This is a genomic window from Mesobacillus subterraneus (assembly GCF_020524355.2).
Lineage (GTDB): Bacteria > Bacillota > Bacilli > Bacillales > Cytobacillaceae > Mesobacillus > Mesobacillus subterraneus_C.
Genome location: NZ_CP129019.1, coordinates 3,349,751 through 3,374,466, shown reverse-complemented (window position 1 = coordinate 3,374,466; position 24,716 = coordinate 3,349,751). Strand labels below are relative to the sequence as shown.

The window sequence follows — 24,716 nt, the reverse complement described above, 5'->3', positions numbered from 1 at the left end:
ACAATATATGCTTTTTAAAAGATAATTGCGTTTGTCCTAAGGAGATAGTTTGATGACAACTAAAGACTTTTTTACACACCCGCTTGGAATTGCTGCTTCAGCTGCAGGGGCGACACTCCTATGGGGAAGTGCCTTCCCATTTATAAAATTGAGCTATATCAGACTTGATATCAAGCCGGAAGAAATGGGTGAACAGATGCTGTTTGCAGGATACCGCTTCCTGCTAGCCGGACTGCTGATCCTCGTTATGTTCCTGCTATTAAAAAGGAATATGAAGTTCAGGCCGGAGACGACAAAGTCTCTTCTGAAAATTGGCCTGTTCCAGACGTTTCTCCAATACGTCCTCTTCTATATCGGACTTAGTTATTCAACGGGAATCCAGGGTTCCATCATTGCCGGCACAACTTCATTTTTCCAGATCCTGCTTGCGCATTTTCTTTATCCTGATGACAGGATGAGCCGTTTGAAGGTTGCTGGGTTGATGGTTGGATTCACCGGGGTCATTTTTGCGAATTGGCCAAATGGGGATTACGAAATCAGCTTCGGGATCGGTGAAATCCTGCTGATGGGAGCAATGATGGCTGGCGCCTACGGTAATATTCTTGCCAAGCAGGGCAGCGGCAAAATGGAGGTCATTTATTTAACAGCTTACCAGATGATTTTAGGATCCCTCGGTTTGATTGCGATTGGCGCTTTTTCCGTCGGGCTTGCTCCATTCGATTTCGACCTTAAGTCCGGATTGATGCTTCTGTATCTTGCATTCTTATCAGCGGCAGGCTTTATTTTATGGAACAATATCATGAAATACAACCAGGTCGGCAAAGTGTCTCTTTACTTGTTCCTGGTTCCTGTATTCGGTGTGATGTTATCAGCACTCCTGTTAGACGAACCGCTACATTATTTTATCATAGCCGGATTAATATTGGTGGTGACAGGAATCGTTCTTGTCAACCGGCCTGCTCGAAAAAGAAACAGCCTCCCTGCGAAATAAGGGAGGCTGTTTTTCGTTATGCAGTATTTGTCTGATGTGAGGATCCATCATGACGAACGGCAACAAGGGCAATGAAAATCAAGAGCAGTATCGTGCTGATCACGTAAAAGAAACTGATGCCTTTAAGCCATTGAATCGCCAGTCCCCCAATAAAAGGGCCGCTGATGCTGCCGAAGCTGAAGAAAATGCCGCACATCAGATTGCCTGCTGGCAGCAGCTGTTTCGGCAGCAGGTCTGCCATATAGCTGATGCCAAGAGAGAATGTTGATCCTACAACCGTTCCCGCAATAAAGAAGCAAATAAGCAGTCCGGTAGTCGAATTTTCGAGCAAGCCTGCGGCGGTAAAACTGATGAAGCCGGCTAGTGTGACGGTGATCAACACATTCCTCCGGCCGAGCTTATCACTTAATATACCTAACGGAAGCTGGGAAAGGATCCCTCCGATCGCGAAGGCCGGAAGCAACAGCGCCACCGCATCGACGCCGATCCCTGTTCTCATGGCATAGACAGGGAAATTGCCGTTTAAGCTCGCTTCCAAGAACCCATAACCAAATGGAGGCAGGAATGCAACCCAGGCATATTTAAATACTTTTCCAAACCTTCTCATTGTCCCAAAGAATGAACTGCTGTCCGTGTCATGTTCGGGCCGTTCATTTTTCAGAAGCCAGACGGTCAGCCAGGCGGCAAGGCTGATCACAGAGGAAATGACGAAAGGCAGGGTAGTGTTTATTTTTACAAAACCAGTCATCAACGGTCCAGCGGCGAACCCCAGTCCAAAGAACAAACCGTAGAGGGAAATATTCCTTCCAAGACGGTCTTTAGGTGAAAAAGAAGTAATCCATGTCTGTGTGGCAAAATGAAGCATGTGATCGCCAATCCCGATTGCCAGCCTTAACAAAAACCAGAACCAAAAGGATTTCCATAATGGAAATAAAGCGAGGGAAATGGCTACCGTAAAGCCGCCGATAAGAATGATCGGCTTGTAGCCAAACCTGCGGAGCGGCGCTTCCATTAATGGTGAAGCGATCAATATCCCTAAATACAGGCCTGTGGCGTGAAATCCATTCATCGATGACGACACGCCGTCCTGTTCAAAAATAATTGCAATCAATGGAAGCAGCATTCCCTGTGAAAATCCTGAAATCGCGACTATGCTGACCAAAATCCAGAAACGAAGCTTCTTACTTATATTCATAATATTAAAATCTCCCTAGGTACTTAATACTCTTTAGATGTTAACGATATAAAATTTTATGTGCAACGATTTTTATTTTTATTTATGGAAAAAATAGTGTAATCTCATGGTAATAGTCAAAATCAACTATTTTAATTAGAGGTTGCGATAGGGGGAGAGTTACATGGAATTTAAAATGAAACCGGATGTAGGTTTTTTTACAGAAGTAGGCATTGGAAGACTGGATGTTGCTGGTGACGAGCAATACGGCATTAGACCTTACCAGCTGCTCGTCTCATCTGTTGCGGTGTGCAGCGGCGGAGTTCTTCGCAAGGTTTTGGAAAAAATGAGAATGGACGTCAAGGATATACATATCCAGGCTGATGCTGAACGTGTCGAAGAGGAAGCGAACAGAGTAAGCAAGATTACCGTCCATTTCCGCATTGCCGGCAACAATCTGGATGAAAAGAAAATCGAAAAGGCAATGGCGTTGACAAGGAAGAACTGTTCAATGGTCCAATCGGTAATTGGCAGCATCGAAGTTGAAGAAACGTTTGAAATCGTTCAATAAATGTTCTTAATGGCGAGTTACACCTTTAGCTCAATATGCTATAATAAGTATGGGAATTTACCTGTATTAATATAATAGAAACAATGAACTCTGTTCCGGGAGGACAGGGTTCTTTTTTCGCTGTGTGGACAAAGTTCTAACCGAGCGAACTATGCTTAATGGACATTTTAATCCAGGAAACGGTTTAACTAAAATACCTAATAGAACGGTTATATAAGAAGGAGAATACGGAATATGGCTTTTGTTTATCGCACTCTATTTTACATCATTGGGTTAATCATTCTGTCTTTTGGAGTATCGATGACCATCAAGGCTGGATTGGGGACAGGTGCATGGGATGCACTCAATGTCGGTTTATCAAATACTGTAGGACTGACACCTGGAAGCTGGGTTGTGATCGTGGGAATCGTCATGATTTTCGTCAATGCGGCTTTAGTAAAAAGACGTCCGGATCTAGCTGCGATTATCACGCTGCTTATCACTGGTGTGCTCATTGACTTCTGGCTGCTGCGTGTGTTCGAAGACATGGTAGTTACCGGCTATGCAAAGCAATTTGGAGTCTTTATTTTGGGAATGGTCGCACTAAGCTTTGGTCTTGCGGTCTACCTCCAGCCGAAATTCCCATTGATTCCTATCGACAATTTCATGATGGCGTTAAGGGAACGGTTCGGCCTTAATCTGATGGTAGCCAAAACGCTTGGTGAAGTATTTGCTTTATCTGCTGCATTCATTTTTAAAGGACCAATCGGCATCGGAACTTTAATAGTAACTTTCGCAATCGGTCCGCTGATTCAACTATTCTATCCTTACTGTGAAAAATTATATAACAAGCTGATCACATCTGCGCGTTAATTTTTGAGGCTCTGTCATAAACAGAGCCTTTCATTATGTTAAAAACAACAAAGTTTCTTAAAAGCACCTTAAACTTTGGATAAAGTTACTCAACTCCGAAAACACTATAAACAAACTTATAAGTTTCCTGTAGTGAAAGGAGAATACAACACCAATGAAAAAAGCAGCAGCTATTCTTGTGATGACGATGGTTTTCATGATGTCCATATTTGCTTCCGGCTTTGCTGAAGAAAAAACGAAGAAAGCTCCACAGCCAAAGCAGGCTGAAAAAGCAAAGTATACCATTCCGAATTCGGTCATGAATATCACAAAGGACAACACCTACCCTAACCCGACGGAGGATTTGCCTTTCCTTCAGCCAAGTGAACTGACGAAGAACTTGATCAAGACATCGAAAGTGAAGATTGAGAACCCTGATTTGATCCGAATGCTGAATGAAACGACCATTAACAGCACTCCTTTTGTCATCGGCTATCGCGCGATTGTTTACCTTGGCGAATGGCCGCTGAATTATGTCTCTTCTGAAACGTCCCCAAACTGGGAGTTCCAGAAAATCAATACGAACTACTATGATAATCGCGGTGGAAATTCTATATACCAAATCCATTATGTTCAGGAGCAGCAAAAGACTGTTAAGGGCGGCTTGACGGCAAAGATCAAAAATGCCGAAGAGGTGCAAAAGATGATGCTTTTAAAAGCAGCAAAGAAAACAGGACTACCGCTTGCTTTTGAAACAATCGTCGGCGCCGGCACAAAAAAAGACCATATTTATAATATCCAGCCAAAACGCCTCGGTTACCTTTACGCCTACGCACCTGCTATAAATGAAAAGGGCAAGGTGACATATGGAGAGGTCTACTTGATGCTAAAAGGAAACAAGAAAATCATAGTCGTTAAAAATGTTGTCTCGCAGGGAATTGGTGCATGGATTCCGGTTCAGGACCATGTCAGCTTCGGTTTTGTCTCCAGCGAAAAACCAAGATAAATAGAAGAAGATAGCCTTATTCCTTTACCAGGAGTAAGGTTTTTTATTTTCTCCTTAAAAAGAAGGAGCAAATTTTCACTTCGAGAATTGTCCAGCTCAAGCGCCTAGCCCAAATCACTCGAGTCGCTTGTCTAGCTAGGGCTCCTAACTCTTCGAGACGCTAGTCCAGCTACGGCTCCTAACTCCTCGAGACGCTAGCCTACTGTCGCCTCCTAGAAACTCCGAAATTCAACTCCGCCGACAGAAGCAAAAAGCGCTTCTTTGTCTTAGTCTCCAGTTTCTGCGTTTCTGGGCATTCGGCTATACTTTTCGATTTCGGTCCTGCCCATGAAGTCAAAGAATGACTTCACTCTCAGGCCCTCCGGTGCACACGATGTGCTAGCCCCGCCAGCCACAGGACGTTGCGCTTTAAGGCGGGCAGCGCTTGTCGGGGCTGATCAAGCCGCTTGCGCTTTTTTTTCGGTAATTTTTTCCTCTTGACAAAAGGTAGATATATCCTGTTTAACAGTTGTCCAAGGCGGGAAATAGTTAGACATAACCAAATGAAACACCAAATATTAAAGGAGGAATTAGATTATGTCTGAAAATATCCTTTCAAACAACCAGAACTCAATGGATAACAACAACTCAAACTCTTACAATATGAACAACAACATGTACACTTCATCAACGGAAAATGCTTCATATGATACAACAACTGGTACAACAACATACGCAAGCACATCAGGTAATGCGTACTCTAACAATACTTCAATGGGCGGCTACTCTAGCAGTTACGGAGTAAGTTCAAATAACTCAAGCTCGTCAAATGGCAAGCTGATGAAAGGCGTCCTTATTGGAGCGGCAATCGGAGGGGCATTGACCTTGCTTGATTCAAACACTCGTACAAAGGTGAAGGATAAGGCTGTCAATGCAAAAGACACGTCAATGAATGTGTTCAGCGAAGTCAAAAACAATCCTTCTGACGTAAAGGACCAAATGATGAACAGCTTTAAAGAAGCTTCCACTATCCTAAAGGAAGCAATTAGCGATGCGCAAAACCTTTACCAGAGACTGAACGATGATGTATTCAGCAAGATGAATGAGGCTAAGTCCAATTCTTCTGAAGCTATGCAAACAGTGATGGACGCTAAAAATGACCTTAAGGAAGTCGGATCTAAAGTGATGGAAGCAGGCTCAACTGCGATGGATAACCCGGTGGTTAACTCTGTATCTGAATCAAGCTCTTCAAATACTGGATCCAATGGTGCAGCTGATGCTTATGCTACAGGCATGGAAAGCAAGCCGTCTGATACAACAGGATTAGGAAACACTTCAAATACCTTCACTGTATCGCCTGAAAACCAGAAGAATGATAACAACCGATAATTTTAACCAGACCAGTCCTATTCATAAACCACTCTGTTTTAGGGTGCATATCATTTAAATGACAATAAAAATGGCGTGTAAACTGACATCAGTTTTGACACGCCATTTTTCTGATTTAATGTATTTTCGGATCTAAAATATAATGGTTCTTATTCAACAAAGCACCCGTTTATTCCACACCATAAAAGAACGGACCCTAGTGAAGGGATCATCATGGGCTGATAAATAAGCGGAGAAACTTCCCTTATTTAGAAAATGGCACGGAAAACAGCTTAAATAGACGGAAGATTTCCGCCTATTTACTTGAAAAACATAAAAAATTGGCAATCGTGCTTGCTTAACCGGAAAACCTCCGCTTATTTACCCCTCACCGAGCTATACTCTACAGTTTAACCGGATATTCTCCGTTTATATAGGATTGTTTGTTACTCAATTAAGGTTAAGTCTTCCCTTGTTCTAGAAAAAATCAATCTTCCGCTAACTGCTCCCTTCGGTGAGAAAAAAATAAAGTAAAATTCCATGTTCATCGTTATACAGGCTATACTTGAATGCAATGTTCGTAGAATGGAACCCTTAAATTGACTTCCGAACTGGTCATAAAATTGACAGTGTAAATGACCGTCATTATTCCTTGTACAACAAACATTGTCAATGGCATTTACTATCATTTTGCAGGTGTTAATTTGTAATGAAATGGCTTATAAATTCTGGCACAAGAGGAAAAATGGCGTGGAAAATTTCAACGCCATTTACTGTGCCATTTTCGCCATATGCACCTCAAAACGGAACGGTTTATCCTATTCAAAGGACTGTTATTTTATTGTTAACCAGGGAATTATAAAATTGCAAGTGTGGATAACTACATGTAGTAATCTTAATCTAGCTCCAGCGTCTAGCTCGTACTGCCAATGAAATCAAAGAACGACTTCCTGTCAGGCCCTCCATAGATTGTCGGGACTGAACGAGACACTTGCGCTTTTTGTTCATGGCTTTACTCCCATATATTTGGTTGTTTCCGGTCTGGCAGTCGGGGGTAATTAAAAGTACATGCAGATAGATAGGGAGGACAAAGTCAATGGACAAGGACATGAAACCACGCTCGAACAGGTGTGATTATGATAGAGAAACAGCAACAGGTAAAATAGCTATGGCAGCTTCGGCGCACCCGATTGCTACAAATGCCGGGGAGAAGATTCTCCGAGAAGGCGGCAATGCGATTGATGCGTCCATCGCCATCCAGTTTGGACTGAATGTCGGCGAACCGATGATGACTGGCATTGGCGGTAGCGGCTTTTTCATGGTTTATCATGCCGAAAGCAAAACAACGAAGATTTTCGATGGTCATACAAGGGCGCCAAAAGCGGCATATCCAGAACTTTTTTTAGATGAAGAGGGAGAAGTTGTCCCTTTTAAAGTGAGATCGACAAAGGCGACCGGAGTAGGTGTTCCCGGAATTCTTAAAGCAATGGAAGCAGCAAGAAAGGAATACGGGACAAAGCCGCTGGCAGAATTGATCGAACCGGCTGCACAGGCAGCAGAAAAAGGTGTAGAGGTCAACTGGGTGATGGAAGAAATCCTTAATACATTTGATTATCGATTAGGCGAACATGCAAAGGAACTGTTCCAGCCAGGAGGCAAATCACTTAAAGAAGGTGACATCTACCAGAAGGAGCACCTCGCGAAAACATTCCGTATTCTTCAGCGTGATGGAATCGAGGCATTCTATGAAGGTGAGATTGGTGAAGCGATTATCTCTACCTTAAAAGAACTTGGCGGGATCATGGAAATGTCTGATCTCAAGGAGTATGAAATCACCATTGATGAACCTGTCTGGGGAACGTACCGAGACTACAAAATAGCTTCCTCTAATATGCCAAGTGCTGGCGGGACAACGATGCTGCAAATTTTAAAGCTGCTCGAGGGCTTTGATCTCAGCAAATATAATGTAAAATCGTGGGAAAAATATTATTTATTTACCGAAGCAATGAGGATTGCATTCTCAGATAAAATCGCTTTTGCTGGGGATCCTGAATTTGGGGAAATCCCGTTAGAAGGTCTGCTTAGTGAAGAGTATCTCGCGGAACGCCGGAAGCTTATTAATTTCGATAGAAGAAATGATGCTGTCGACTTTGGCAATCCGTGGGTTTATTCTGCTGGAAAAGAAATCAACGTTGTGCCCCAGCCATTCGAGCCTGAAAGGGAGAGAAGTGAAACGACTCATTTCACTGTGATGGACAAATGGGGAAATATTGTCGCTTGCACATCTACCGTTGAGCATCCATTTGGCTCTGGAATCATGGTCAAGGATCATGGATTTGTTTTAAACAACGAAATGACTGACTTTGACGCGGTCCCTGGCGGATTGAATGAGGTTCAGCCAGGCAAACGTCCCGTAAGCTGCAAAACACCGACGATTGTTTTCAAGGATGAAAAACCTGTATTGACGTTAGGCTCTCCAGGCGGTCCAACGATCATTGGCTCTGTATTCCAAACCATCGTCAATGTTCTTGATTTTGGGATGGATCTTAAAGAAGCCATTGAAGAGCCGAGGATTTTTAATAGTACCGGCCCGCTTATAGGCTGGGAATCTGGTATCAGCATGGAGGCGAAGGGGGAATTGGAATCCAGAGGCTTCGAGTTCGCTGATGGACCATTCCCGCTCGGCAACGTGCAGGCAATCCAGATTGATCGTGAAAAAGGCCTGATATATGGAGCGGCAGATTCAAGCCGCGAAGGGAAGGCTACTGGACTTGATGAATAATTAGGTGGAAAAAGAAGCAGGCTGAATGATATGCTCCCCTTTAGGTAGACAGATTAAAAAATAAAAATCTGTCTACCTAAAGGGGAGTATTTATTATGTCAAAAAGGACATATTCATTCCAAGATAAAATCAAGATTGTAGAGGCGTTAAAAAAGGGTAGCCATTCTATTTCAGAGCTGAAGTTTATATACAAAGTAAATGATCATGCAATTTATGATTGGGTCTACAGGTATGAAAAATACGGAGCAGAAGGATTAAAGAAGTCTTCTACCTGGAAGAGGTATTCTAAGGAACTTAAGCTGGCGGCTGTACAGGACTATCTTAGTGGGGACTACTCTCAAAATGATGTTATCAGAAAGTATGAAATCTCATGTAGACGCGTCCTCCAGAAATGGATTAACAAGTATAATAGTCATAGAGAATTAAAGGACACTTCCAAAGGAAGGACAAACACTATGACTAGAAGAAACACTACCATAAATGAACGAAAAGAGATTGTGCTCTATTGCCTTGAGAACGGCAAGGATTATCAGAAGGCAGCTGAGACCTTTAAGGTCTCTTACCAACAAGCATATCAATGGGTTAAAAAGTATGAGGATGGCGGCGAAGAAGCCCTTCGGGATAAGCGAGGGAGGAAAAAGGAAGAAGTTGAACTCTCCCCAGAACAGAAGATGAAATTGGAGATGAAGAGGCTTGCGAGCGAAAATGAGCGATTACGCGCAGAGAACTTATTCCTAAAAAAGTTAGAGGAGATCGAAAGGAGGCGAAGATAAGCCAGATACGCCTTGAGGAGAAATATATCGCTATCAAGGAACTACACGAAGAAGAAGGATTCTCTTTCGTTATGCTTTGTGAAATTGCGGGGTTGGTAGGTCTGCATATTATAAATGGCTGAAGCGAACACCTTCCAAGCGTGAATGTCAAAATGTGATGCTTGTAGAAGAAATGAAGGCTCTCCATGAGGAGGTTAAAGGAATCTACGGCTACCGCAGGATTACGATGACTTTGAATAGAAGGTTGAACAAGAGCTTCAATGAAAAGCGAATCTATAGGCTGATGAAGATTGTCGGCATTCAAAGCGTTATTCGGAAAAAGAAAAATCGCTATAAAAAGTCAACCCCTCAACACGTCGCAGAAAACGTGTTAGACCGTAATTTCCAAGCCGAAAGTCCAAATGAGAAATGGGTAACTGATGTGACTGAGTTCAAGTATGGAGAAGCAAAAAAGGCTTATTTGAGTGCAATTAAAGACTTACATGATGGAGCCATCGTTAGTTACGTATTTGGACATTCCAACAACAATAAACTGGTATTTGATACGCTGGATCAGGCCACGGCCCTACTGAATGGTGACCGCCCACTTATACATAGCGACAGGGGCTTTCAGTATACCCATTTTGGATTTAAACAAAGAATAGATCAAGCACAGATGACTCAAAGTATGTCCCGAGTCGGAAGATGTATTGACAATGGTCCAATGGAATCCTTTTGGGGATCACTGAAAAGCGAGAAATATTACATGGAGAAATATAAGACCTTTGAAGAGCTTTCTGCGGCGATTGATGAGTACATATACTTTTATAATCATGAACGTTACCAAAAAAGATTAAACGGCCTTAGCCCCCTAGAATTCAGGGCTAAAGCCGCTTAGGCTGTTTTTATTATTTCCACTGTCTACTTGACGGGGAGCAGTTCAGAATGATTTCAGTCTGCTTCTTATTGGTCCACGCTAGCCAGAGTATTGGTCTGTGAATCTGATTTTTTTATGACGGAGATGCTCCCGTCTGTTTCAAGGACAACAGCTTCCACCTGATCCATTGAATTGATTCCGCTTGAACGTGCTGCCTGGAGAATTTCAACTTCGAGCACACGCTCCTTTACTATATTTTCTTTTAAATATTTCCCTTGATAAAAAATTAGTTTTGGATCTGATTTGATTAGCTTTTTGAACCCGTCTGAACGGATGGACAGCCACGCAACGAGGAATTGAAGGACAATCAAAATGAGAAACGCCGCAATCCCTTCAATAAGCGCAATATTTTTGTTCAAAAGGGTGGTCGCCAGGGTCGAGCCGAGCGCAACTGTGACAATCAGGTCAAATGCATTCATTTTTGATAAAGTTCTTTTGCCGGAAATGCGCAGCAATAAAATAAGAGCGGAATAAGCAAGAAAGCCCATAATCAGTAGCCGCAAAGCCGATTCCCAAGAATTAAAAAACATATCATCACCTCATCTATGTTTTTTCCTAAAAAACCATGGACAAACATATGAAGAAGGGGGAATACTATCCATATGATGTGTAACCGTAATATTGCACAATTCCCCATTTTTAGGTAGGATGTTAAAGGTAGTGAAAGGAGCGAGAATTTTGGGAAGTTCGATAAATGATAAAAATACGCAGGTTGTATTCTTGAAACAGCGTTTGGATATGTTTGCTGAATTGCTTGAAGCAATCAATCCTGAAGAAACGGAGCTTGAAGATATCGACCGCATGATTCAAATCGTCGAAGAAATGGACGCGAAATGCCGCGAATTCAAGCATCGCGATATGTAAAAAAGACCTTTAAGGAGGTCTTTTTTCTATGCTTAATAAAACTTGTCGGGGCTGACCAAGGCGCTTTCGCTCTTCTTTGTCTAGCTCCAGCGCCTAGCCCCTCGAGACGTTTGTCTAGCTGCGGCTCCTAACTCCTCGAGACGCTTCGGTCCTGCCAATGAAGTCAAAGACCGACTTCAATGTCAGGCCCTCCAGCGCTAGTCGGAGTTGAGCAGTCGCCTCCGCATTTCGAATTCGATCCTGCCAATGAAGTCAAAGACCGACTTCACTGTCAGGCCCTCCAGCGCTAGTCGGAGTTGAGCAGTCGCCTCCGCATTTCGAATTCGGTCCTGCCAATGAAGTCAAAGACCGACTTCAATGTCAGGCCCTCCAGCGCTAGTCGGAGTTGAGCAGTCGCCTCCGCATTTCGAATTCGGTCCTGCCAATGAAGTCAAAGAGCGACTTCACTGTCAGGCCCTCCAACGCTTGTCAGGGCTGAACGAGGCGCTTTCGCTTTTCTTTGTCTAGCTCCAGCGCCTAGCCCCTCGAGACGTTTCGGTCCTGCCAATGAAGTCATAGACCGACTTCAATGTCAGGCCCTCCAACGCTTGTCAGGGCTGAACGAGGCGCTTTCGCTTTTCTTATTTGTAAACGATTCCACATTCATCTTTAAAACAATAGATGATAGGAGTATAATGATATCGGAGAAATTGTTATAAAATTTTCACATATAAAAGAGTTAGAACGACAAGGGGAGAGGGGTAGTTTGATGAATATCGAAAAGTTTCAGGAAAGCATGTACCAGCTGATTGTTGAAACATCCACGAACCTGCCTAAGGATGTGCGCAGGGCAATCAGAGCAGCGGCGGAGCGCGAGAACGCGGGAACCCGTTCGGCGATGAGCCTTGATACGATTACGAATAATATTAAAATGGCTGATGACAATGTATCACCGATCTGCCAGGATACGGGCTTGCCAACCTTCAAAATCAAAACTCCGGTTGGGGCGAACCAGCTGGAAATGAAAAAAGCGATTCACCATGCAATTGCGCAGGCAACGAAGGATGGGAAATTACGTCCAAACTCCGTTGATTCACTTACAGGGGAAAATAGCGGCGACAATCTTGGCGGCGGCACTCCTGTCATCAAGTTCGAGCAATGGGAAAAGGATTATATTGACGCACACCTGATTTTAAAGGGCGGCGGCTGTGAAAATAAAAACATCCAGTACAGCCTGCCAGCTGAACTAGAAGGACTTAGCCGCGCTGGCCGTGACCTGGATGGGATCCGTAAGTGCATCATGCATTCGGTTTACCAGGCACAGGGACAAGGCTGCAGCGCTGGATTTATAGGCGTTGGGATCGGAGGCGATCGTTCTTCCGGTTACGACCTTGCGAAAGAGCAGCTGTTCCGTACGGTTGACGATGTGAATCCGCATCCTGACCTTCGCAGTCTTGAGGAATATGTACTGGAAAATGCTAACAAGCTTGGAATCGGCACGATGGGCTTTGGCGGCGAAACAACCCTCCTTGGCTGCAAAGTTGGTGTCATGAACCGTATTCCTGCTAGCTTCTATGTATCTGTAGCATACAATTGCTGGGCATACCGCCGTCTTGGTGTAGCGGTGAATCCTGAAAGTGGAGAGATTCAGGATTGGATGTACCAGGAGGGTGAGAAGATCGACTTCGCACAGCCTGCAGCCCAGGAAATCGCTGCAGCAGCTGAAGCACCAGCAGAACAAACTGTTGTTACATTGACTGCGCCAATTACAGAAGAGCAAATCCGCGAGCTTAAGGTTGGGGATGTTGTGAAAATCGACGGCATGATGTATACCGGCCGTGACGCGATTCACAAGTATCTTTCAGATCATGATTCACCAGTTGACCTGAATGGCCAGGTCATCTACCATTGTGGTCCGGTTATGCTCAAGGATGATGAAGGTAAATGGCATGTGAAGGCGGCTGGTCCAACAACAAGTATTCGTGAGGAGCCTTACCAGGGCGATATCATGAAGAAGTTCGGCGTCCGCGCTGTTATCGGTAAAGGTGGAATGGGAGCAAAGACGCTCGCTGCTTTGAGAGAACATGGCGGTGTATACCTTAATGCAATCGGCGGCGCAGCGCAGTACTACGCTGACTGCATTAAATCCGTAGACGGCGTTGACCTGATGAATTTTGGTATCCCTGAAGCCATGTGGCACCTGAACGTAGAAGGTTTTACTGCGGTTGTCACGATGGACTCACACGGAAACAGCCTGCACGAGGAAGTTGAAAAATCATCCCTTGAAAAACTGGCACAGTTCGCTGATCGAGTTTACAAATAAAACAATGAAAAGGAGACTCACTCTTTGGGAGAGTCTCCTTTTTATTGTCTAGATGCGTCTCCTGACTTTTCCAGACGCTTGCCGAAGTTAGACAGGACAGGTAGCCTTTGTCGCTATTTCTTCCGTTTTGCCAGCTGCTCTCGATCCACATTTCCCGGCGGTCATTCCATCCAGCCGTTTTGGATTTGAATATTTGCCCCATCTTCAGCGAAATTCGCTGTCTCAATAAGGAATCTTGCGTAAGTTGCCGCGAGATCATGCCGCGGACTTACTGCCATTGAATCTCCAAAGTTCCGCACCTTTGCGGAAGACAGATTTGAAATGTGGAAGAGCATAAGCTTATCTGAGTAAGGAGCTTCAGTCGAATCGGTAATCATAAATTGGCTTGGAATGGATACAGGCAAGTCTTCTTTATACATGATCTGGGAAAGTGTGTTGTGCTGTTTAATATTAATTTTTTTCCCTCGTAAAAAATAATCCCTTACCTCTTCTTTCTTCGCAACCTGGCTGAATCCCATGACAAGAATCGTTTTGATCGCATTGACCTGGATGTTCAGAAATAAATGGGTTATTTCCATAGCTGATAGAGATCTTTTATCGCCAAAATAGCCATTAAAAAAGCTTTGTTTTTCTACAAAAGACGTTTCTTTTGTTATCGGGATGTATGGTGGCCTGACATGCAATCCCTTCTTTAGCATCATTTCAGTTACCTTATTCGAAAGATTGAGTGAAGAAATATTGATGTTCGTGATTGAATGGCGCAGCTCCATCTTCGAGAAACCTGGCAGCGCGACGCTGTAATAGAGCGCCCCATATTTGACCATCATATCAAGGTAGTTCAGGTAAAAACTATCTGAAAACAGCCGGGGAGCCTGTTCATTTACGTCAGCATCTGAAAATCCATTTGGTATGGTCATTCCTTCAGCTGTAAAAAGTTCTTCCAATTCTGCGAGGATCTTTTTACTCAATTGATCTGCTGTTATAAGGCAATCCTTGATCTCCTCATCGTCCACGTGCAATAGAAAATGTTTGAACATACAGGCAGCCATTGAGTTCGCCATATATATATTCCAAAGGTTGCCTACTTCTCCAGATGTCCAACCGATCTTTTGTTCTTCTGACATAGCGTTCTCCTTAGTGTTTTGTATGTTTTTACTATTCGCTATTTAAATTGATATATACTTATAAGAATTTTTTTGACAAGCTGACAAACACTAAGCAAAAACATCAATGGAGGAACATCATGAAAAAGATTTTTCAAATTTTGCTTGCTTCGGCGATGCTGCTGCTAATTACCTTGCCAGCGACAACGGATGCAGAGGATAACTCCAATTCACCTTTGCATTGGGGGTTCAAGAAGGGCCGCAATGGAAGGCAGGCAGATGCAGGCAGGATGTTTGAGGTCATCCTTGAAGACCACGGAGCAGTTTACAAAGGAGACAAGAATTCAAAGGATATCTATTTAACCTTCGATAACGGATATGAAAATGGCTATACTGAAAAAATCCTCGATATTTTAAGGGAGGAAAAGGTGCCTGCTGCCTTTTTCGTGACAGGGCATTATCTCGAAAGTGCTCCAGAGCTTGTTGCGCGAATGGCGAATGAAGGCCATATCATCGGCAATCATTCCTGGCACCACCCTGATATGACGAAGATCAGTGAAGAGAAGATTAAAAAGGAACTGGAAATGGTCAGAGCTGAAACCGAGAGAATCACAGGGAAAAAGCATATGACGTATTTGCGGCCCCCACGGGGGATTTTCAGCGAAAAGACGATGGCAGCTGCGAAGGAAGCCGGATACACCCATGTTTTCTGGTCGCTCGCTTTCGTTGACTGGAATACCGACCAGCAAAAAGGCGCTCAATACTCTTATGATAAAATCATGACGCAGATCCACCCAGGCGCAGTCCTGCTTTTGCACACCGTATCCAAGGATAACGCTGATGCACTGGGAAAAGTAATCAGGGATTTGAAAGAACAAGGCTACAATTTTAAAAGCCTTGATGATTTGATGCTAAGCAAGAGCGGAATGAAGGATCCGATGTTGTACTGAGTGGCAGTTTGTCCCGGCATCTTTTGGTGCCGGGATTATTGAAATTGGAAAAAGTTCTAGATAATTTCCAAGTCGCTATAAAAATGAATTTTTCGCTATAAAAATTTTATTTTCGCTATAAAAAAGAAATTATCGCTATAATATCTTCTTTTTCGCTATAAAAAAGATTTTTTCGCTATAAAAATAACAGCTACCCATTTCATATCAGAATTTTAAACAAACAGATAAAGCTTCCTTTTTAAAAAACCCCATTTCTTCGTAAAAATCCTGCGGAAATGCTATAATACGGGGAAAATACTTAAGGGCGGTTTGTGTATGTGGGAAGAAAAGGTGGCATTTTCAGGTCCATATGATTTTGATCTTGCTTTAAGCAGGCTGGCGCTCGATCCTCTTCATTCGGTGGATATAGAAAAGCGACATGTGAAGGTGCCGCTTGATTTTAAAAATAAAAAAGTCGTAGCAGATGTCATCGGAACGGGGACTCTGGAAAAGCCTGAATTCCTTATTCGTGCTGACCATGACAAAGAAATGACTCTGCAGCGTCTAACGGAAATTTTTCAATGGGATGTGAAATTAATCCACATTCATGAGCATTTTCAGACGACGGAGTTAAAAAACTTGTTCAATGAACATTATGGCACTCCGCTCGTCCTTGAATTTGATCCATTTTCAAGTCTTATCAAGAGTATTATTCATCAACAGGTCAATCTTAAGTTCGCTTTTACTTTAACAGAACGGTTCGTGAAATCTTTCGGCGAGGAACTGGATGGTGTCTGGTATTATCCGAATCCGGAAAAAGTCGCTCAACTGACAGTTGAACAGCTGCGGGAACTACAATTCAGCGGGCGGAAGGCTGAATATGTGATTGGCATTGCCGAGATGGCAGCATCCGGACAGCTTGATTTTGAAAAAATGAAGTCAATGCCTGATGCGGAAGTTGCCCGGGAATTGATCAAGATTCGCGGCGTCGGTCCATGGACGGTTGAAAACTTCCAGATGTTCGCGCTCGGGCGGCCGAATTTATTCCCGATGGGCGACATTGGCATCCAGAATGCACTGAAAAAGTATTTCAATCTTGAGGAAAAACCGACCCCTGCTGAAATGGAAAAGTTTAAAGAACCATGGAACCCTTATTTAAGCTATGCTTCGCTCTATTTATGGAGAAGCATTGAATAATTGGAGTGAAGTTTTATGAAAAAAGAGCAGCAAAAGCAAAAAGAGCATCAACTCAAAATAGGTCAGCAAAAGAGCAAAGAGCAGTATAAAAAAGGCGGGAAGCCAGCTGACAAAGACTCGCATGTAAAAAAAACCAATCCTATCAAAAAAGGACAGCAAGTAAGTGAAGGCAAGTATAAAAAACAGGGCCTGCAGCCGAGCAAAGACCAGCAAACCGCGAAACTGGAGCTGAAACAAACCTTCCCGCTGACGATCAAGCGTCTTGGTATCAATGGAGAAGGCGTAGGTTATTTCAAGCGCCAGGTCGTGTTTGTGCCGGGTGCTTTGCCGGGTGAGGAAATTGTTGCGGAGGCGACGAAGGTACATCCAAAGTTTGCTGAGGCGAAAATCAAGAAAATCCGCAAGCAATCAGAGCATCGGATCAAGCCGCTGTGTCCGGTCTACGACCAGTGCGGAGGCTGCCAGCTCCAGCATTTGCGCTATGACCAGCAGCTCAATGAAAAACGTGACATTGTCATCCAGGCTATGGAGCGCCATACAAAGCTGAAAATCGATGACCTGGATATCCGCCAGACTATCGGTATGGAAAACCCATGGGGTTACCGGAACAAGAGCCAGTTCCAGGTTGGCGAAAAGGACGGTAAGATACTTGCCGGTCTTTATGGCTTAAACTCGCACAACTTGATCAATATCGAGCAGTGTGCGGTCCAGCATCCGGCAACGACAAAAGCTACAGAGATTGTAAAAGGCATTCTGCAGGATTTGAAGATTCCGATTTACAATGAGAAGAAGCACAAAGGTCTCGTCCGGACAATCGTTGCCAGGACAGGTGTCCAGACCGGAGAGCTCCAAATTGTCTTGATTACGACACAGAAAGAGCTTCCGAAAAAGGACATCATCATCCAGGAAATCAAAAAGAGGCTGCCAGAGGTTAACTCGATTGTCCAAAACGTCAATGGAGAGAAAACTTCGGTCATTTTCGGAAACGAAACGGCGACTTTGGAAGGCAATGATTATATCCAGGAAACACTGGGCGACCTGCAGTTTGAATTGTCTGCACGTACATTCTTCCAGCTGAACCCGGAACAGACTGTTAAACTCTACAATGAAGCGAAGGCAGCGGCGATGCTGACAGGTAAAGAAAAGCTGGTTGATGCCTATTGCGGAGTTGGGACAATTGGATTATGGATGGCCGATCAGGCTGGAGAGGTCCGCGGAATGGACGTCATTGCAGAATCGATCGAAGATGCAAAGAAAAATGCCATCAAGCACGAGGTCAATCATGCCAGGTTCTATATGGGCAAAGCTGAGGAACTGCTTCCAAAATGGCTGAAGGAAGGCTGGAGGCCGGATGTAATTGTCGTCGATCCGCCGCGAACAGGCTGCGATGACGAATTCCTGCAGACAGTCCTAAAAATCAAACCAAAATCCTTTGTCTATGTTTCCTGCAATCCTTCAACACTTGCAAAGGATATCATGACACTCGGCTCAAAATATAAAGTTGAATACATCCAGCCAGTCGACATGTTCCCGCACACTTCTCAGATTGAGAGTGTCACGAGACTGGTACTGAAATAATGAAAGCGCCGGCCCCGGATAGATGGGCTGGCGCTTTATCGTATGTTCGATAATCCTCTATTTATGAAGTTATTGATGATTTTCTGCCATCTCTCTCGGTGTTTTGTCCATCCCGTATTCCACCCAGTTTTTAATCACATATATACTTCCGCTTACGACAAATCTATTGATATATTCAAATGTATCACGGTCAAAGTGTTTGTCGCGAATCCAGTTTTTGAAGATGAATTCCTGCGTGATCGCCATTCCTTTTTTCTGGAAGTGGATATCACTGTTTTCGCTAAGGAGTGTCTGGCATACATCGTTTTTCAGTGCAATATACTCAAGGGTCTTCTCTGTCATTTTTAAAGCTTCTTCTTCTTTGGAAAAATTATATTGGTTAAGCGTCGCTGTCATATCTTCAATGAATTCTTCTTCAATCGCATTCAGCAGGTCATATTGACTGGAAAAATGAGAGTAAAATGTGGAGCGATTGATGTCTGCCAACTCACAGATTTCTTTTATGGTGATATTGGAAATCGTTTTGTTTTTCAATAAGTTCATCAGACTTTCCTTAAGAACCATCCTTGTTACTTTTTTCGTCTGTCCATCAAATAAACCCTTCCTTTATCTGCAAAACATTGAGTTAAACAACAGAAATTAATCATATGTTGTTTATTGCACGTTATGTACGCAACTGTTTGTTGAATAGACAACACGGTGTTTATATAATGATAAAGTGAAATGGCAAAAGACTCAAGTGAGGTTGAAGAATGATAAGCATTGCTGAAAAAATCATAAAACATAAAAAAGCTGTTGTGATCGCATTTTTTTTATTTACGTTAATCTCGACGGTGGCGCAATTTTTTGTGTCGGTCAATTATAATATGGTCGATTATCTGCCAGATGATGCTCAGTCAACAAGGGCAATGGAAGTGATGGAAAAGGAGTTTACTGCAGAGGTACCAGATACTAGGGTGATGGTAAGGGATATATCCTTGCAGCAAGCACTAAGCCTCAAAGAGGAATTGTCAGCGATTGATGGTGTTGGCGATGTCATATGGCTTGATGATGTGGTGGATTTAAAAACTCCCCTCGAGATGGCTGATAAAGAGACAGTCGAAAACTACTATAAAGATGGGAATGCGCTGTTCTCCATCAGCGTCCGCTCTGGTGATGAAGTATCAATCACCGATGGTATTTATGCCTTGATTGGTGAAGACGGAGCGATTGCGGGCGAAGCCATCAATACCGCATCCTCACAAAAAATGGCTGGGACAGAATCGATGTATGCAGCGATTTTGCTCGTTCCAATTATTATTTTCATTCTCGCGATTTCAACCACTTCATGGATCGAGCCTTTATTCTTCCTGACGGCGATCGGGGTATCGGTTCTCATCAACCTTGGCACGAACATTTTTATCGGCGAGGTTTCCTTTGTTACCCAGTCGGTCGCTCCGATCCTGCAACTGGCTGTTTCACTCGATTATGCCGTTTTCCTGCTTCATAGCTTTTCAGATTATCGGAAGCAGACCAATAATCCTGAAGAAGCGATGCGTATGGCGATGAAAAAGTCATTCCCGGCAATCACCGCCAGTGCAGCGACTACATTTTTTGGATTCATTGCCCTGACATTCATGGAATTTGAAATAGGCTCGGACCTTGGGATCAATCTCGTAAAAGGAATTGTTTTAAGCTTTAGTAGCGTCATGGTATTTTTGCCGGCGCTGACATTATTTTTCTATAAATGGATGGACAAAACGCAGCACAGAAGCTTTGTTCCAAGCTTTACTGGAATCGGCAGCTTTGTCGTAAAATTGAAAATCCCAAGTCTCCTGCTCGTTTTTGCTATTCTTGTTCCAAGCTTTTTGGCGCAAAGCAATACGGCGTTTACGTATGGGCTTGGCGAACAGCCGGAAACGACACGAGCCGGCAGTGATTTTATCAAGATCAAAGAAGCGTTTGGAGAAACGACCCCGGTTGTCCTTTTGGTTCCTAAAGGAGATACTGCAAAGGAAGCAGAGCTGGTCCAAGAGCTGGAGAATCTGGATTACGTCACAAGTGTGATTGCCTATGTCAATATGGTAGGCTCGGTCATTCCTCCTGAATACCTGGATGAATCGATCACGAACGAATTTTATTCGAAAAATTACAGCAGGATCATCATTAATACGAATCAGGGGACAGAAGGAGATATTCCTTTTTCAATCGTTCAGAAGGTAAATGGAGCAGCTGAAAGATATTATGGCGACAAGGCACTGAGCCTCGGGGAAAGCGTCACATTGTATGATATTAAAAATGTCGTCAACAAGGATAATATTGTCGTGAATGTATTAACTGTCGTGACGATTGCGATCGTCCTGCTGGCAACCTTTAAGTCAATTTCGATTCCGCTGGTGCTGCTGATCACGATTCAGTCAGCGGTCTGGATCAATCTGTCGATTCCGTATTTTACAAGTTCATCGCTGGTGTTTGTCGGATATTTGATCATCAGCACGGTACAGCTTGCCGCGACGGTAGACTACGCTATTTTGCTGACGGAAGCTTACCAGCATAATCGCCAGGACATGTCCGCGAAAAAAGCAATCGTGAAAACATTAGATGCAAAAACCTTCTCCATCTCGATATCTGCAGCGATTTTATCGAGTGTCGGATTTATTTTATGGCTGACGTCTTCCAACCCGATTGTTGGATCCATCGGCCTGTTATTAGGAAGGGGAGCATTGCTTGCGTTCGTGATGGTCGTCTTCTTATTGCCAGCAATGCTGCTGGTATTCGATAAATTCATAAAAAAGACGACCTATAAAGCAAATTTTTACGAGGAGAAATGATGATGAGAACAAATAAATTACTTCCTGCTGCTCTAGCATCAATGATCATCCTGCCTACATTTCTTAGTCATGGAGCAGCGGCAGAAACTGGAGGGAAGATCACCTCCAAAGACGAAGTTGTTTATGCCACATTAAAATCCAATGGACATCTTGATGATATTTATGTGGTCAATACATTGGAAGTAACGAAGGCTGGAGAAATTCTCGATTATGGGATGTACAGCAGCGTCAAAAACCTGACTAACCTGTCTGAACTTGATCAAAACGGGCAGGCTGTCCGGATCGATGCCCCAGAAGGAAAGTTCTATTATCAGGGAAACATGGAAGACAATACAGAGCTGCCATGGGAGATTAAGATTTCCTATTTTCTTGATGGACGTGAAGTTGAAGCATCTGAGCTTGCAGGAAAAGAAGGCCATTTGGAAATGAAGATCAGTACTACAGCCAATGAAGGAGCAGACAGCGTGTATTTTGAGAATTACTTATTGCAAGTTTCGCTGCAATTAGCTAATAGCTATCAAAATATAGAAGCTGATGCTGGAATGGTTGCAAATGCCGGAAAGAACAAGCAAATTACCTTTACTGTCATGCCGGGCCAGGAGGAAGAGTTCAGTGTCGAAGCCGACGTGGAGGATTTTGAATTCACAGGTGTCGATATTGCAGCCGTTCCTTCAACTCTGCCGATCGATACTTCGGAAATGGAGAGCATGACCGATGATATGTCGGCATTATCAGACGCAATCAGTAAATTGAATAATGGAGTTGCCGACCTGAACAGTGGTGTTTCACAATTGAACAATGGTGCAGCTAGCCTGCGTGACGGTTCGGCAAAATATAAAAACGGCATTGGTGAGCTGAATGGTTCCTCCTCACAAATCGTCAGTGCATCCAGTTCCATTGGTGATGCATTGAAGCAAATCAGCACGTCACTTTCAGGGGATTCAACTCAAATGGACGTGACAAGCATGAGTGAGCTGCCGGCTGTACTGAATCAATTAGCCAGCGGGATGAAGCAGGCAGCCGATGGGCTGACAACTTTGCGCGAAAATTACGCAAATGCCTACGGTGCACTTGATGGAGCGATCAAAGAAATTCCGGCCCATGAAGTTTCAGAAGAAGAGATAGAAGCATTATACAGCAGCGGCGCAGATGCGAATGTTATTAATAAACTGGTGGAGTCCTATACAGCTGCCCAAAAAGTCAAAGGTACTTATTCACAGGTACAGGAAGCCTTTGCAGCTGTTGACCCAACACTGAAGCAGGTCAGCGGCTCTGTAACTGAAATGAGTGCAGGACTGACAACAATTGCGGATGAACTGTCTGCATCCCTTAAGGACATGGATATGAGCGGCCTGGAACAGTTGCAGAAAGGGCTCGCGGAATTGTCCTCACAATACGGGGAATTCCACTCCGGTCTTGATGGATTTACAGGAGGAGTAAGCAAGCTTGCAGCTTCCTATAATCAGCTGCATTTTGGAATTGCCGGTCTGGCAGATGGCACAGCTGAATTGAACAGAGGAGTCGGTGAACTCAAAGACGGAACAAATGAATTGCACCAGGAAACGAAAAACTTGCCTGAGCAAATGCAGCAGGAAATCACTGATATGATCAAGGAGTATGACAAATCGGACTTCGAGCCAGTTTCTTTCGTTTCCCCGAAGAACGAGAACGTCACTTCAGTACAATTCGTCATCAAAACAGAAGCCATTGAAAAAGAAGAGCAAGAGACGAAGAAGGCGAAGCCAGAGAAAAAGAAAGGCTTTTGGGATCTTTTAATGGATTTATTCAAATAAATTTAGGTCAGCTCCGGAAGCTTGGATGTGGCTTACGGACTGTCCTTTTTTATTTTTGACTTGGATAAACATGGTTTTTATCCATACAAAAGGGTAAAATTCAATTGTGAAGGTAAAATAAATATGTTAGCGTAAAAAGACAATAGCTGCATGGATTGAGGAGGAATACAATGATCAGCGATAAGTTGGTTGATGGTTTGGTTCAACAAATGAATTATGAGTTTTATTCTGCGCACGCATACATGGCAATGGCTGCGTATTGCTCAGCGGAGAATCTCGATGGCTTTGCAAACTTCTTTTTGGTACAAGCTGAAGAAGAACGCTTCCATGCGATGAAATTTTACAATTTCATTAATGATATGGGTGAGCGCGTGACATTCGATGGGTTCCACGCTCCATCAAACGATTTCGAGTCTGTTCTTGATGTTTTTGAAAAAGGACTTGGCCACGAGAAGGAAGTAACACGCCGCATTTATCATCTTGCAGATATTGCACTGGATGAGCGAGAGCACGCAACGATGACATTCCTGAAATGGTTCATTGAAGAACAGGTAGAAGAAGAAGCCCTTTTTGACAGCCTAATTCAAAAGCTGCGACGCATCGATAAGGACAGCAACGCATTCTTCATGCTCGAAAACGAACTGGCACAGCGTTCATTTACTGCGCCAGAGTGAATAGATATATCAAAAAGCAGGATTCCCTAGTTGGGAATCCTGCTTTTTTGCTGAACCAGAAAGCATAAAATTTATGTACTTAGATTAGTGTCCAGCTCCAGCGCCTAGCCCCTCGAGTCGCTTCGGTCCTGCCAATGAAGTCAAAGAACAACTTCACTGTCAGGGCCTCCAGCGCATGTCGGGGCTGACCAAGGCGCTTACGCTTACTTACACAGTAGAGAAAGAGAGGATCTCTAGAAAGGAAAAACAATAGATTCTCAAACTTGATTGCAAAATAAAAGGATTTTACGAAAAAAACCAAAAAATAGATATCTTCAAAGGCCAGGGAGGAGAATTTTTCTCCTTTTGGAAAATAAAAAACCGGTTACAGCGATTTTATCAACGGTTGAGATGAATTTATCAACGGTTTGTGGAGTTTTATTACCGGTTGCAGAGAATTTATTACCAGTTGATAGAAAGTGAATACCAGGTGCAGCGAATATAATACCAGCTGGAGAAGATTTAATACCAGTTGTAGCGATTATAATACCAGTTAGAAGATTTAATACCAAAAAGAGTTATCTGGCTGCAGCAATATTGCCAATTCCATCCATACTGACCTAGAAACTTTTTTCGTATGTTAAATAGGGTATAGAACTAATAAGAGAATCAAACAACAAGGAGGATCTTATGAAGAAACTACTGATATCTTTAACGGCAGCAGGAATCCTTGCTGGGTGCAGTGCTGATGACGGTGAAGTTGGCCAGGAAGGTCCGCCGGAAACGGAAGTGAAAACTGAGGATGATCCGGTGACAACGGATTATCTGCAAGAAAGGTTTTACGAAGGAATGGATTATGACGCTTACGCGGTTGAAGTCCAGTCTTGGGTTGATAAAGGACAGGCCACAATCGATGATACTGTAAAGACTGAAGGGCAAAAGAATGTTTCTGCAGATATTATCCAGGTAGCCGATGGGTTCCTTGCAGTTGCCAACGACGGGAATGAAATTACCTTAGTTAAACCATTCGCTTCTCCTGAGGATGCGAAAGAATACTTGAATGAAAACTTGTAAAAAGAAAGCCCGCTGACTAATC

The 24,716-nt window shown here is 43.5% G+C and carries 20 protein-coding genes and 1 pseudogene; 16 read left to right on the top strand and 5 right to left on the bottom strand.

What is annotated here, in order from left to right; genetic code table 11:
• Nucleotides 1–52: 52 nt before the first annotated feature.
• Nucleotides 53–991: a DMT family transporter gene (locus LC048_RS17510; RefSeq protein WP_226602722.1), complete on the top strand. Its 939-nt coding sequence runs from the start codon at nucleotides 53–55 to the stop codon at nucleotides 989–991.
• 16 nt (nucleotides 992–1,007) lie between these two features.
• Here LC048_RS17510 and LC048_RS17505 read toward each other — a convergent pair whose 3' ends face one another.
• Nucleotides 1,008–2,186, bottom strand: a complete 1,179-nt coding sequence (locus LC048_RS17505) for an MFS transporter (RefSeq protein WP_226602726.1) — start codon at nucleotides 2,184–2,186, stop codon at nucleotides 1,008–1,010.
• 163 nt (nucleotides 2,187–2,349) lie between these two features.
• On the opposite strand from LC048_RS17505, the gene LC048_RS17500 reads away from it, so the two are divergent.
• From LC048_RS17500 to LC048_RS17475, 6 genes and pseudogenes are all read left to right on the top strand, one after another.
• On the top strand, nucleotides 2,350–2,736 hold the full coding sequence (locus LC048_RS17500) for an OsmC family protein (RefSeq protein WP_226602728.1): 387 nt from the start codon (nucleotides 2,350–2,352) through the stop codon (nucleotides 2,734–2,736).
• 234 nt (nucleotides 2,737–2,970) lie between these two features.
• On the top strand, nucleotides 2,971–3,588 hold the full coding sequence (locus LC048_RS17495; RefSeq protein ID WP_226602729.1) for a YczE/YyaS/YitT family protein: 618 nt from the start codon (nucleotides 2,971–2,973) through the stop codon (nucleotides 3,586–3,588).
• A 154-nt stretch (nucleotides 3,589–3,742) separates the two neighbouring features.
• Complete coding sequence (locus tag LC048_RS17490) at nucleotides 3,743–4,573, top strand: YfkD famly protein (protein WP_226602731.1); 831 nt, start codon at nucleotides 3,743–3,745, stop codon at nucleotides 4,571–4,573.
• Between the two features lie 576 nt (nucleotides 4,574–5,149).
• Nucleotides 5,150–5,941 carry a YtxH domain-containing protein gene (locus tag LC048_RS17485; protein ID WP_226602732.1) on the top strand — a complete coding sequence of 264 codons (792 nt, stop codon included), beginning with the start codon at nucleotides 5,150–5,152 and terminating at the stop codon, nucleotides 5,939–5,941.
• Between the two features lie 1,075 nt (nucleotides 5,942–7,016).
• Nucleotides 7,017–8,702 carry a gamma-glutamyltransferase gene (gene ggt / locus LC048_RS17480; protein ID WP_306048251.1) on the top strand — a complete coding sequence of 562 codons (1,686 nt, stop codon included), beginning with the start codon at nucleotides 7,017–7,019 and terminating at the stop codon, nucleotides 8,700–8,702.
• A 95-nt stretch (nucleotides 8,703–8,797) separates the two neighbouring features.
• Nucleotides 8,798–10,352, top strand: a pseudogene (locus LC048_RS17475) (IS3 family transposase).
• A 65-nt stretch (nucleotides 10,353–10,417) separates the two neighbouring features.
• Here the strand turns inward: LC048_RS17475 and LC048_RS17470 are convergent.
• On the bottom strand, nucleotides 10,418–10,921 hold the full coding sequence (locus LC048_RS17470) for a DUF421 domain-containing protein (RefSeq protein ID WP_306048249.1): 504 nt from the start codon (nucleotides 10,919–10,921) through the stop codon (nucleotides 10,418–10,420).
• Between the two features lie 148 nt (nucleotides 10,922–11,069).
• Here LC048_RS17470 and LC048_RS17465 point away from each other — a divergent pair, with 148 nt between their 5' ends.
• Both LC048_RS17465 and LC048_RS17460 read left to right on the top strand, forming a co-directional pair.
• Nucleotides 11,070–11,255 carry an SE1561 family protein gene (locus LC048_RS17465; RefSeq protein WP_226601480.1) on the top strand — a complete coding sequence of 62 codons (186 nt, stop codon included), beginning with the start codon at nucleotides 11,070–11,072 and terminating at the stop codon, nucleotides 11,253–11,255.
• Between the two features lie 748 nt (nucleotides 11,256–12,003).
• Complete coding sequence (locus LC048_RS17460) at nucleotides 12,004–13,557, top strand: fumarate hydratase (protein ID WP_306048247.1); 1,554 nt, start codon at nucleotides 12,004–12,006, stop codon at nucleotides 13,555–13,557.
• A gap of 161 nt (nucleotides 13,558–13,718) precedes the next feature.
• On the opposite strand, the gene LC048_RS17455 is transcribed toward LC048_RS17460, so the two are convergent.
• Nucleotides 13,719–14,681: a DUF3231 family protein gene (locus LC048_RS17455; RefSeq protein ID WP_306048245.1), complete on the bottom strand. Its 963-nt coding sequence runs from the start codon at nucleotides 14,679–14,681 to the stop codon at nucleotides 13,719–13,721.
• 119 nt (nucleotides 14,682–14,800) lie between these two features.
• On the opposite strand from LC048_RS17455, the gene pdaA reads away from it, so the two are divergent.
• The 3 genes from pdaA (at nucleotide 14,801) to rlmD (ending at nucleotide 18,364) form a co-directional block, all read left to right on the top strand.
• Nucleotides 14,801–15,610 (top strand): delta-lactam-biosynthetic de-N-acetylase, encoded by an 810-nt coding sequence (pdaA, locus tag LC048_RS17450; RefSeq protein ID WP_226601478.1) that lies wholly within the window; start codon nucleotides 14,801–14,803, stop codon nucleotides 15,608–15,610.
• 315 nt (nucleotides 15,611–15,925) lie between these two features.
• Entirely contained in the window at nucleotides 15,926–16,786 is an 861-nt protein-coding gene (locus tag LC048_RS17445; protein ID WP_226601477.1) for a DNA-3-methyladenine glycosylase family protein, read from the top strand.
• Nucleotides 16,787–16,801: 15 nt separating this feature from the next.
• Nucleotides 16,802–18,364 carry a 23S rRNA (uracil(1939)-C(5))-methyltransferase RlmD gene (gene rlmD, locus LC048_RS17440; RefSeq protein ID WP_226601476.1) on the top strand — a complete coding sequence of 521 codons (1,563 nt, stop codon included), beginning with the start codon at nucleotides 16,802–16,804 and terminating at the stop codon, nucleotides 18,362–18,364.
• A 69-nt stretch (nucleotides 18,365–18,433) separates the two neighbouring features.
• Here the strand turns inward: rlmD and LC048_RS17435 are convergent, their stop codons facing one another.
• The gene (locus LC048_RS17435) at nucleotides 18,434–18,907 is read right to left on the bottom strand and encodes a TetR/AcrR family transcriptional regulator (protein WP_371931927.1); all 474 of its coding nucleotides are present in this window, start codon (nucleotides 18,905–18,907) and stop codon (nucleotides 18,434–18,436) included.
• 209 nt (nucleotides 18,908–19,116) lie between these two features.
• Between LC048_RS17435 and LC048_RS17430 the strand changes: the two genes are divergently transcribed.
• The 3 genes from LC048_RS17430 to LC048_RS17420 all read left to right on the top strand — a co-directional run bounded on the left by LC048_RS17430 (nucleotide 19,117) and on the right by LC048_RS17420 (nucleotide 23,641).
• Nucleotides 19,117–21,174: an efflux RND transporter permease subunit gene (locus LC048_RS17430; RefSeq protein WP_226601475.1), complete on the top strand. Its 2,058-nt coding sequence runs from the start codon at nucleotides 19,117–19,119 to the stop codon at nucleotides 21,172–21,174.
• Nucleotides 21,171–22,967 (top strand): YhgE/Pip domain-containing protein, encoded by a 1,797-nt coding sequence (locus LC048_RS17425; protein ID WP_306048242.1) that lies wholly within the window; start codon nucleotides 21,171–21,173, stop codon nucleotides 22,965–22,967. Before LC048_RS17430 ends, LC048_RS17425 begins: the two co-directional genes overlap by 4 nt.
• A gap of 170 nt (nucleotides 22,968–23,137) precedes the next feature.
• Entirely contained in the window at nucleotides 23,138–23,641 is a 504-nt protein-coding gene (locus LC048_RS17420) for a ferritin (RefSeq protein WP_226601473.1), read from the top strand.
• A gap of 79 nt (nucleotides 23,642–23,720) precedes the next feature.
• Here the strand turns inward: LC048_RS17420 and LC048_RS17415 are convergent, their stop codons facing one another.
• The gene (locus LC048_RS17415) at nucleotides 23,721–23,942 is read right to left on the bottom strand and encodes a hypothetical protein (RefSeq protein WP_226601472.1); all 222 of its coding nucleotides are present in this window, start codon (nucleotides 23,940–23,942) and stop codon (nucleotides 23,721–23,723) included.
• A 368-nt stretch (nucleotides 23,943–24,310) separates the two neighbouring features.
• Between LC048_RS17415 and LC048_RS17410 the strand changes: the two genes are divergently transcribed.
• Nucleotides 24,311–24,694 carry a hypothetical protein gene (locus LC048_RS17410; RefSeq protein WP_226601471.1) on the top strand — a complete coding sequence of 128 codons (384 nt, stop codon included), beginning with the start codon at nucleotides 24,311–24,313 and terminating at the stop codon, nucleotides 24,692–24,694.
• The last annotated feature ends 22 nt before the right edge of the window (nucleotides 24,695–24,716 follow it).

Bases quoted from the DNA above. Each gene is read 5' to 3' on its own strand.
- LC048_RS17410 (WP_226601471.1), top strand. From the start codon at position 24,311: ATGAAGAAACTACTGATATCTTTAACGGCAGCAGGAATCCTTGCTGGG.
- LC048_RS17495 (WP_226602729.1), top strand. From the start codon at position 2,971: ATGGCTTTTGTTTATCGCACTCTATTTTACATCATTGGGTTAATCATT.
- rlmD (WP_226601476.1), top strand. From the start codon at position 16,802: ATGAAAAAAGAGCAGCAAAAGCAAAAAGAGCATCAACTCAAAATAGGT.
- LC048_RS17430 (WP_226601475.1), top strand. From the start codon at position 19,117: ATGATAAGCATTGCTGAAAAAATCATAAAACATAAAAAAGCTGTTGTG.
- LC048_RS17435 (WP_371931927.1), bottom strand. From the start codon at position 18,907: ATGAACTTATTGAAAAACAAAACGATTTCCAATATCACCATAAAAGAA.
- LC048_RS17485 (WP_226602732.1), top strand. From the start codon at position 5,150: ATGTCTGAAAATATCCTTTCAAACAACCAGAACTCAATGGATAACAAC.
- ggt (WP_306048251.1), top strand. From the start codon at position 7,017: ATGGACAAGGACATGAAACCACGCTCGAACAGGTGTGATTATGATAGA.
- LC048_RS17420 (WP_226601473.1), top strand. From the start codon at position 23,138: ATGATCAGCGATAAGTTGGTTGATGGTTTGGTTCAACAAATGAATTAT.
- LC048_RS17445 (WP_226601477.1), top strand. From the start codon at position 15,926: ATGTGGGAAGAAAAGGTGGCATTTTCAGGTCCATATGATTTTGATCTT.
- LC048_RS17470 (WP_306048249.1), bottom strand. From the start codon at position 10,921: ATGTTTTTTAATTCTTGGGAATCGGCTTTGCGGCTACTGATTATGGGC.
- LC048_RS17455 (WP_306048245.1), bottom strand. From the start codon at position 14,681: ATGTCAGAAGAACAAAAGATCGGTTGGACATCTGGAGAAGTAGGCAAC.
- pdaA (WP_226601478.1), top strand. From the start codon at position 14,801: ATGAAAAAGATTTTTCAAATTTTGCTTGCTTCGGCGATGCTGCTGCTA.
- LC048_RS17460 (WP_306048247.1), top strand. From the start codon at position 12,004: ATGAATATCGAAAAGTTTCAGGAAAGCATGTACCAGCTGATTGTTGAA.
- LC048_RS17490 (WP_226602731.1), top strand. From the start codon at position 3,743: ATGAAAAAAGCAGCAGCTATTCTTGTGATGACGATGGTTTTCATGATG.
- LC048_RS17500 (WP_226602728.1), top strand. From the start codon at position 2,350: ATGGAATTTAAAATGAAACCGGATGTAGGTTTTTTTACAGAAGTAGGC.
- LC048_RS17510 (WP_226602722.1), top strand. From the start codon at position 53: ATGACAACTAAAGACTTTTTTACACACCCGCTTGGAATTGCTGCTTCA.
- LC048_RS17505 (WP_226602726.1), bottom strand. From the start codon at position 2,186: ATGAATATAAGTAAGAAGCTTCGTTTCTGGATTTTGGTCAGCATAGTC.
- LC048_RS17425 (WP_306048242.1), top strand. From the start codon at position 21,171: ATGATGATGAGAACAAATAAATTACTTCCTGCTGCTCTAGCATCAATG.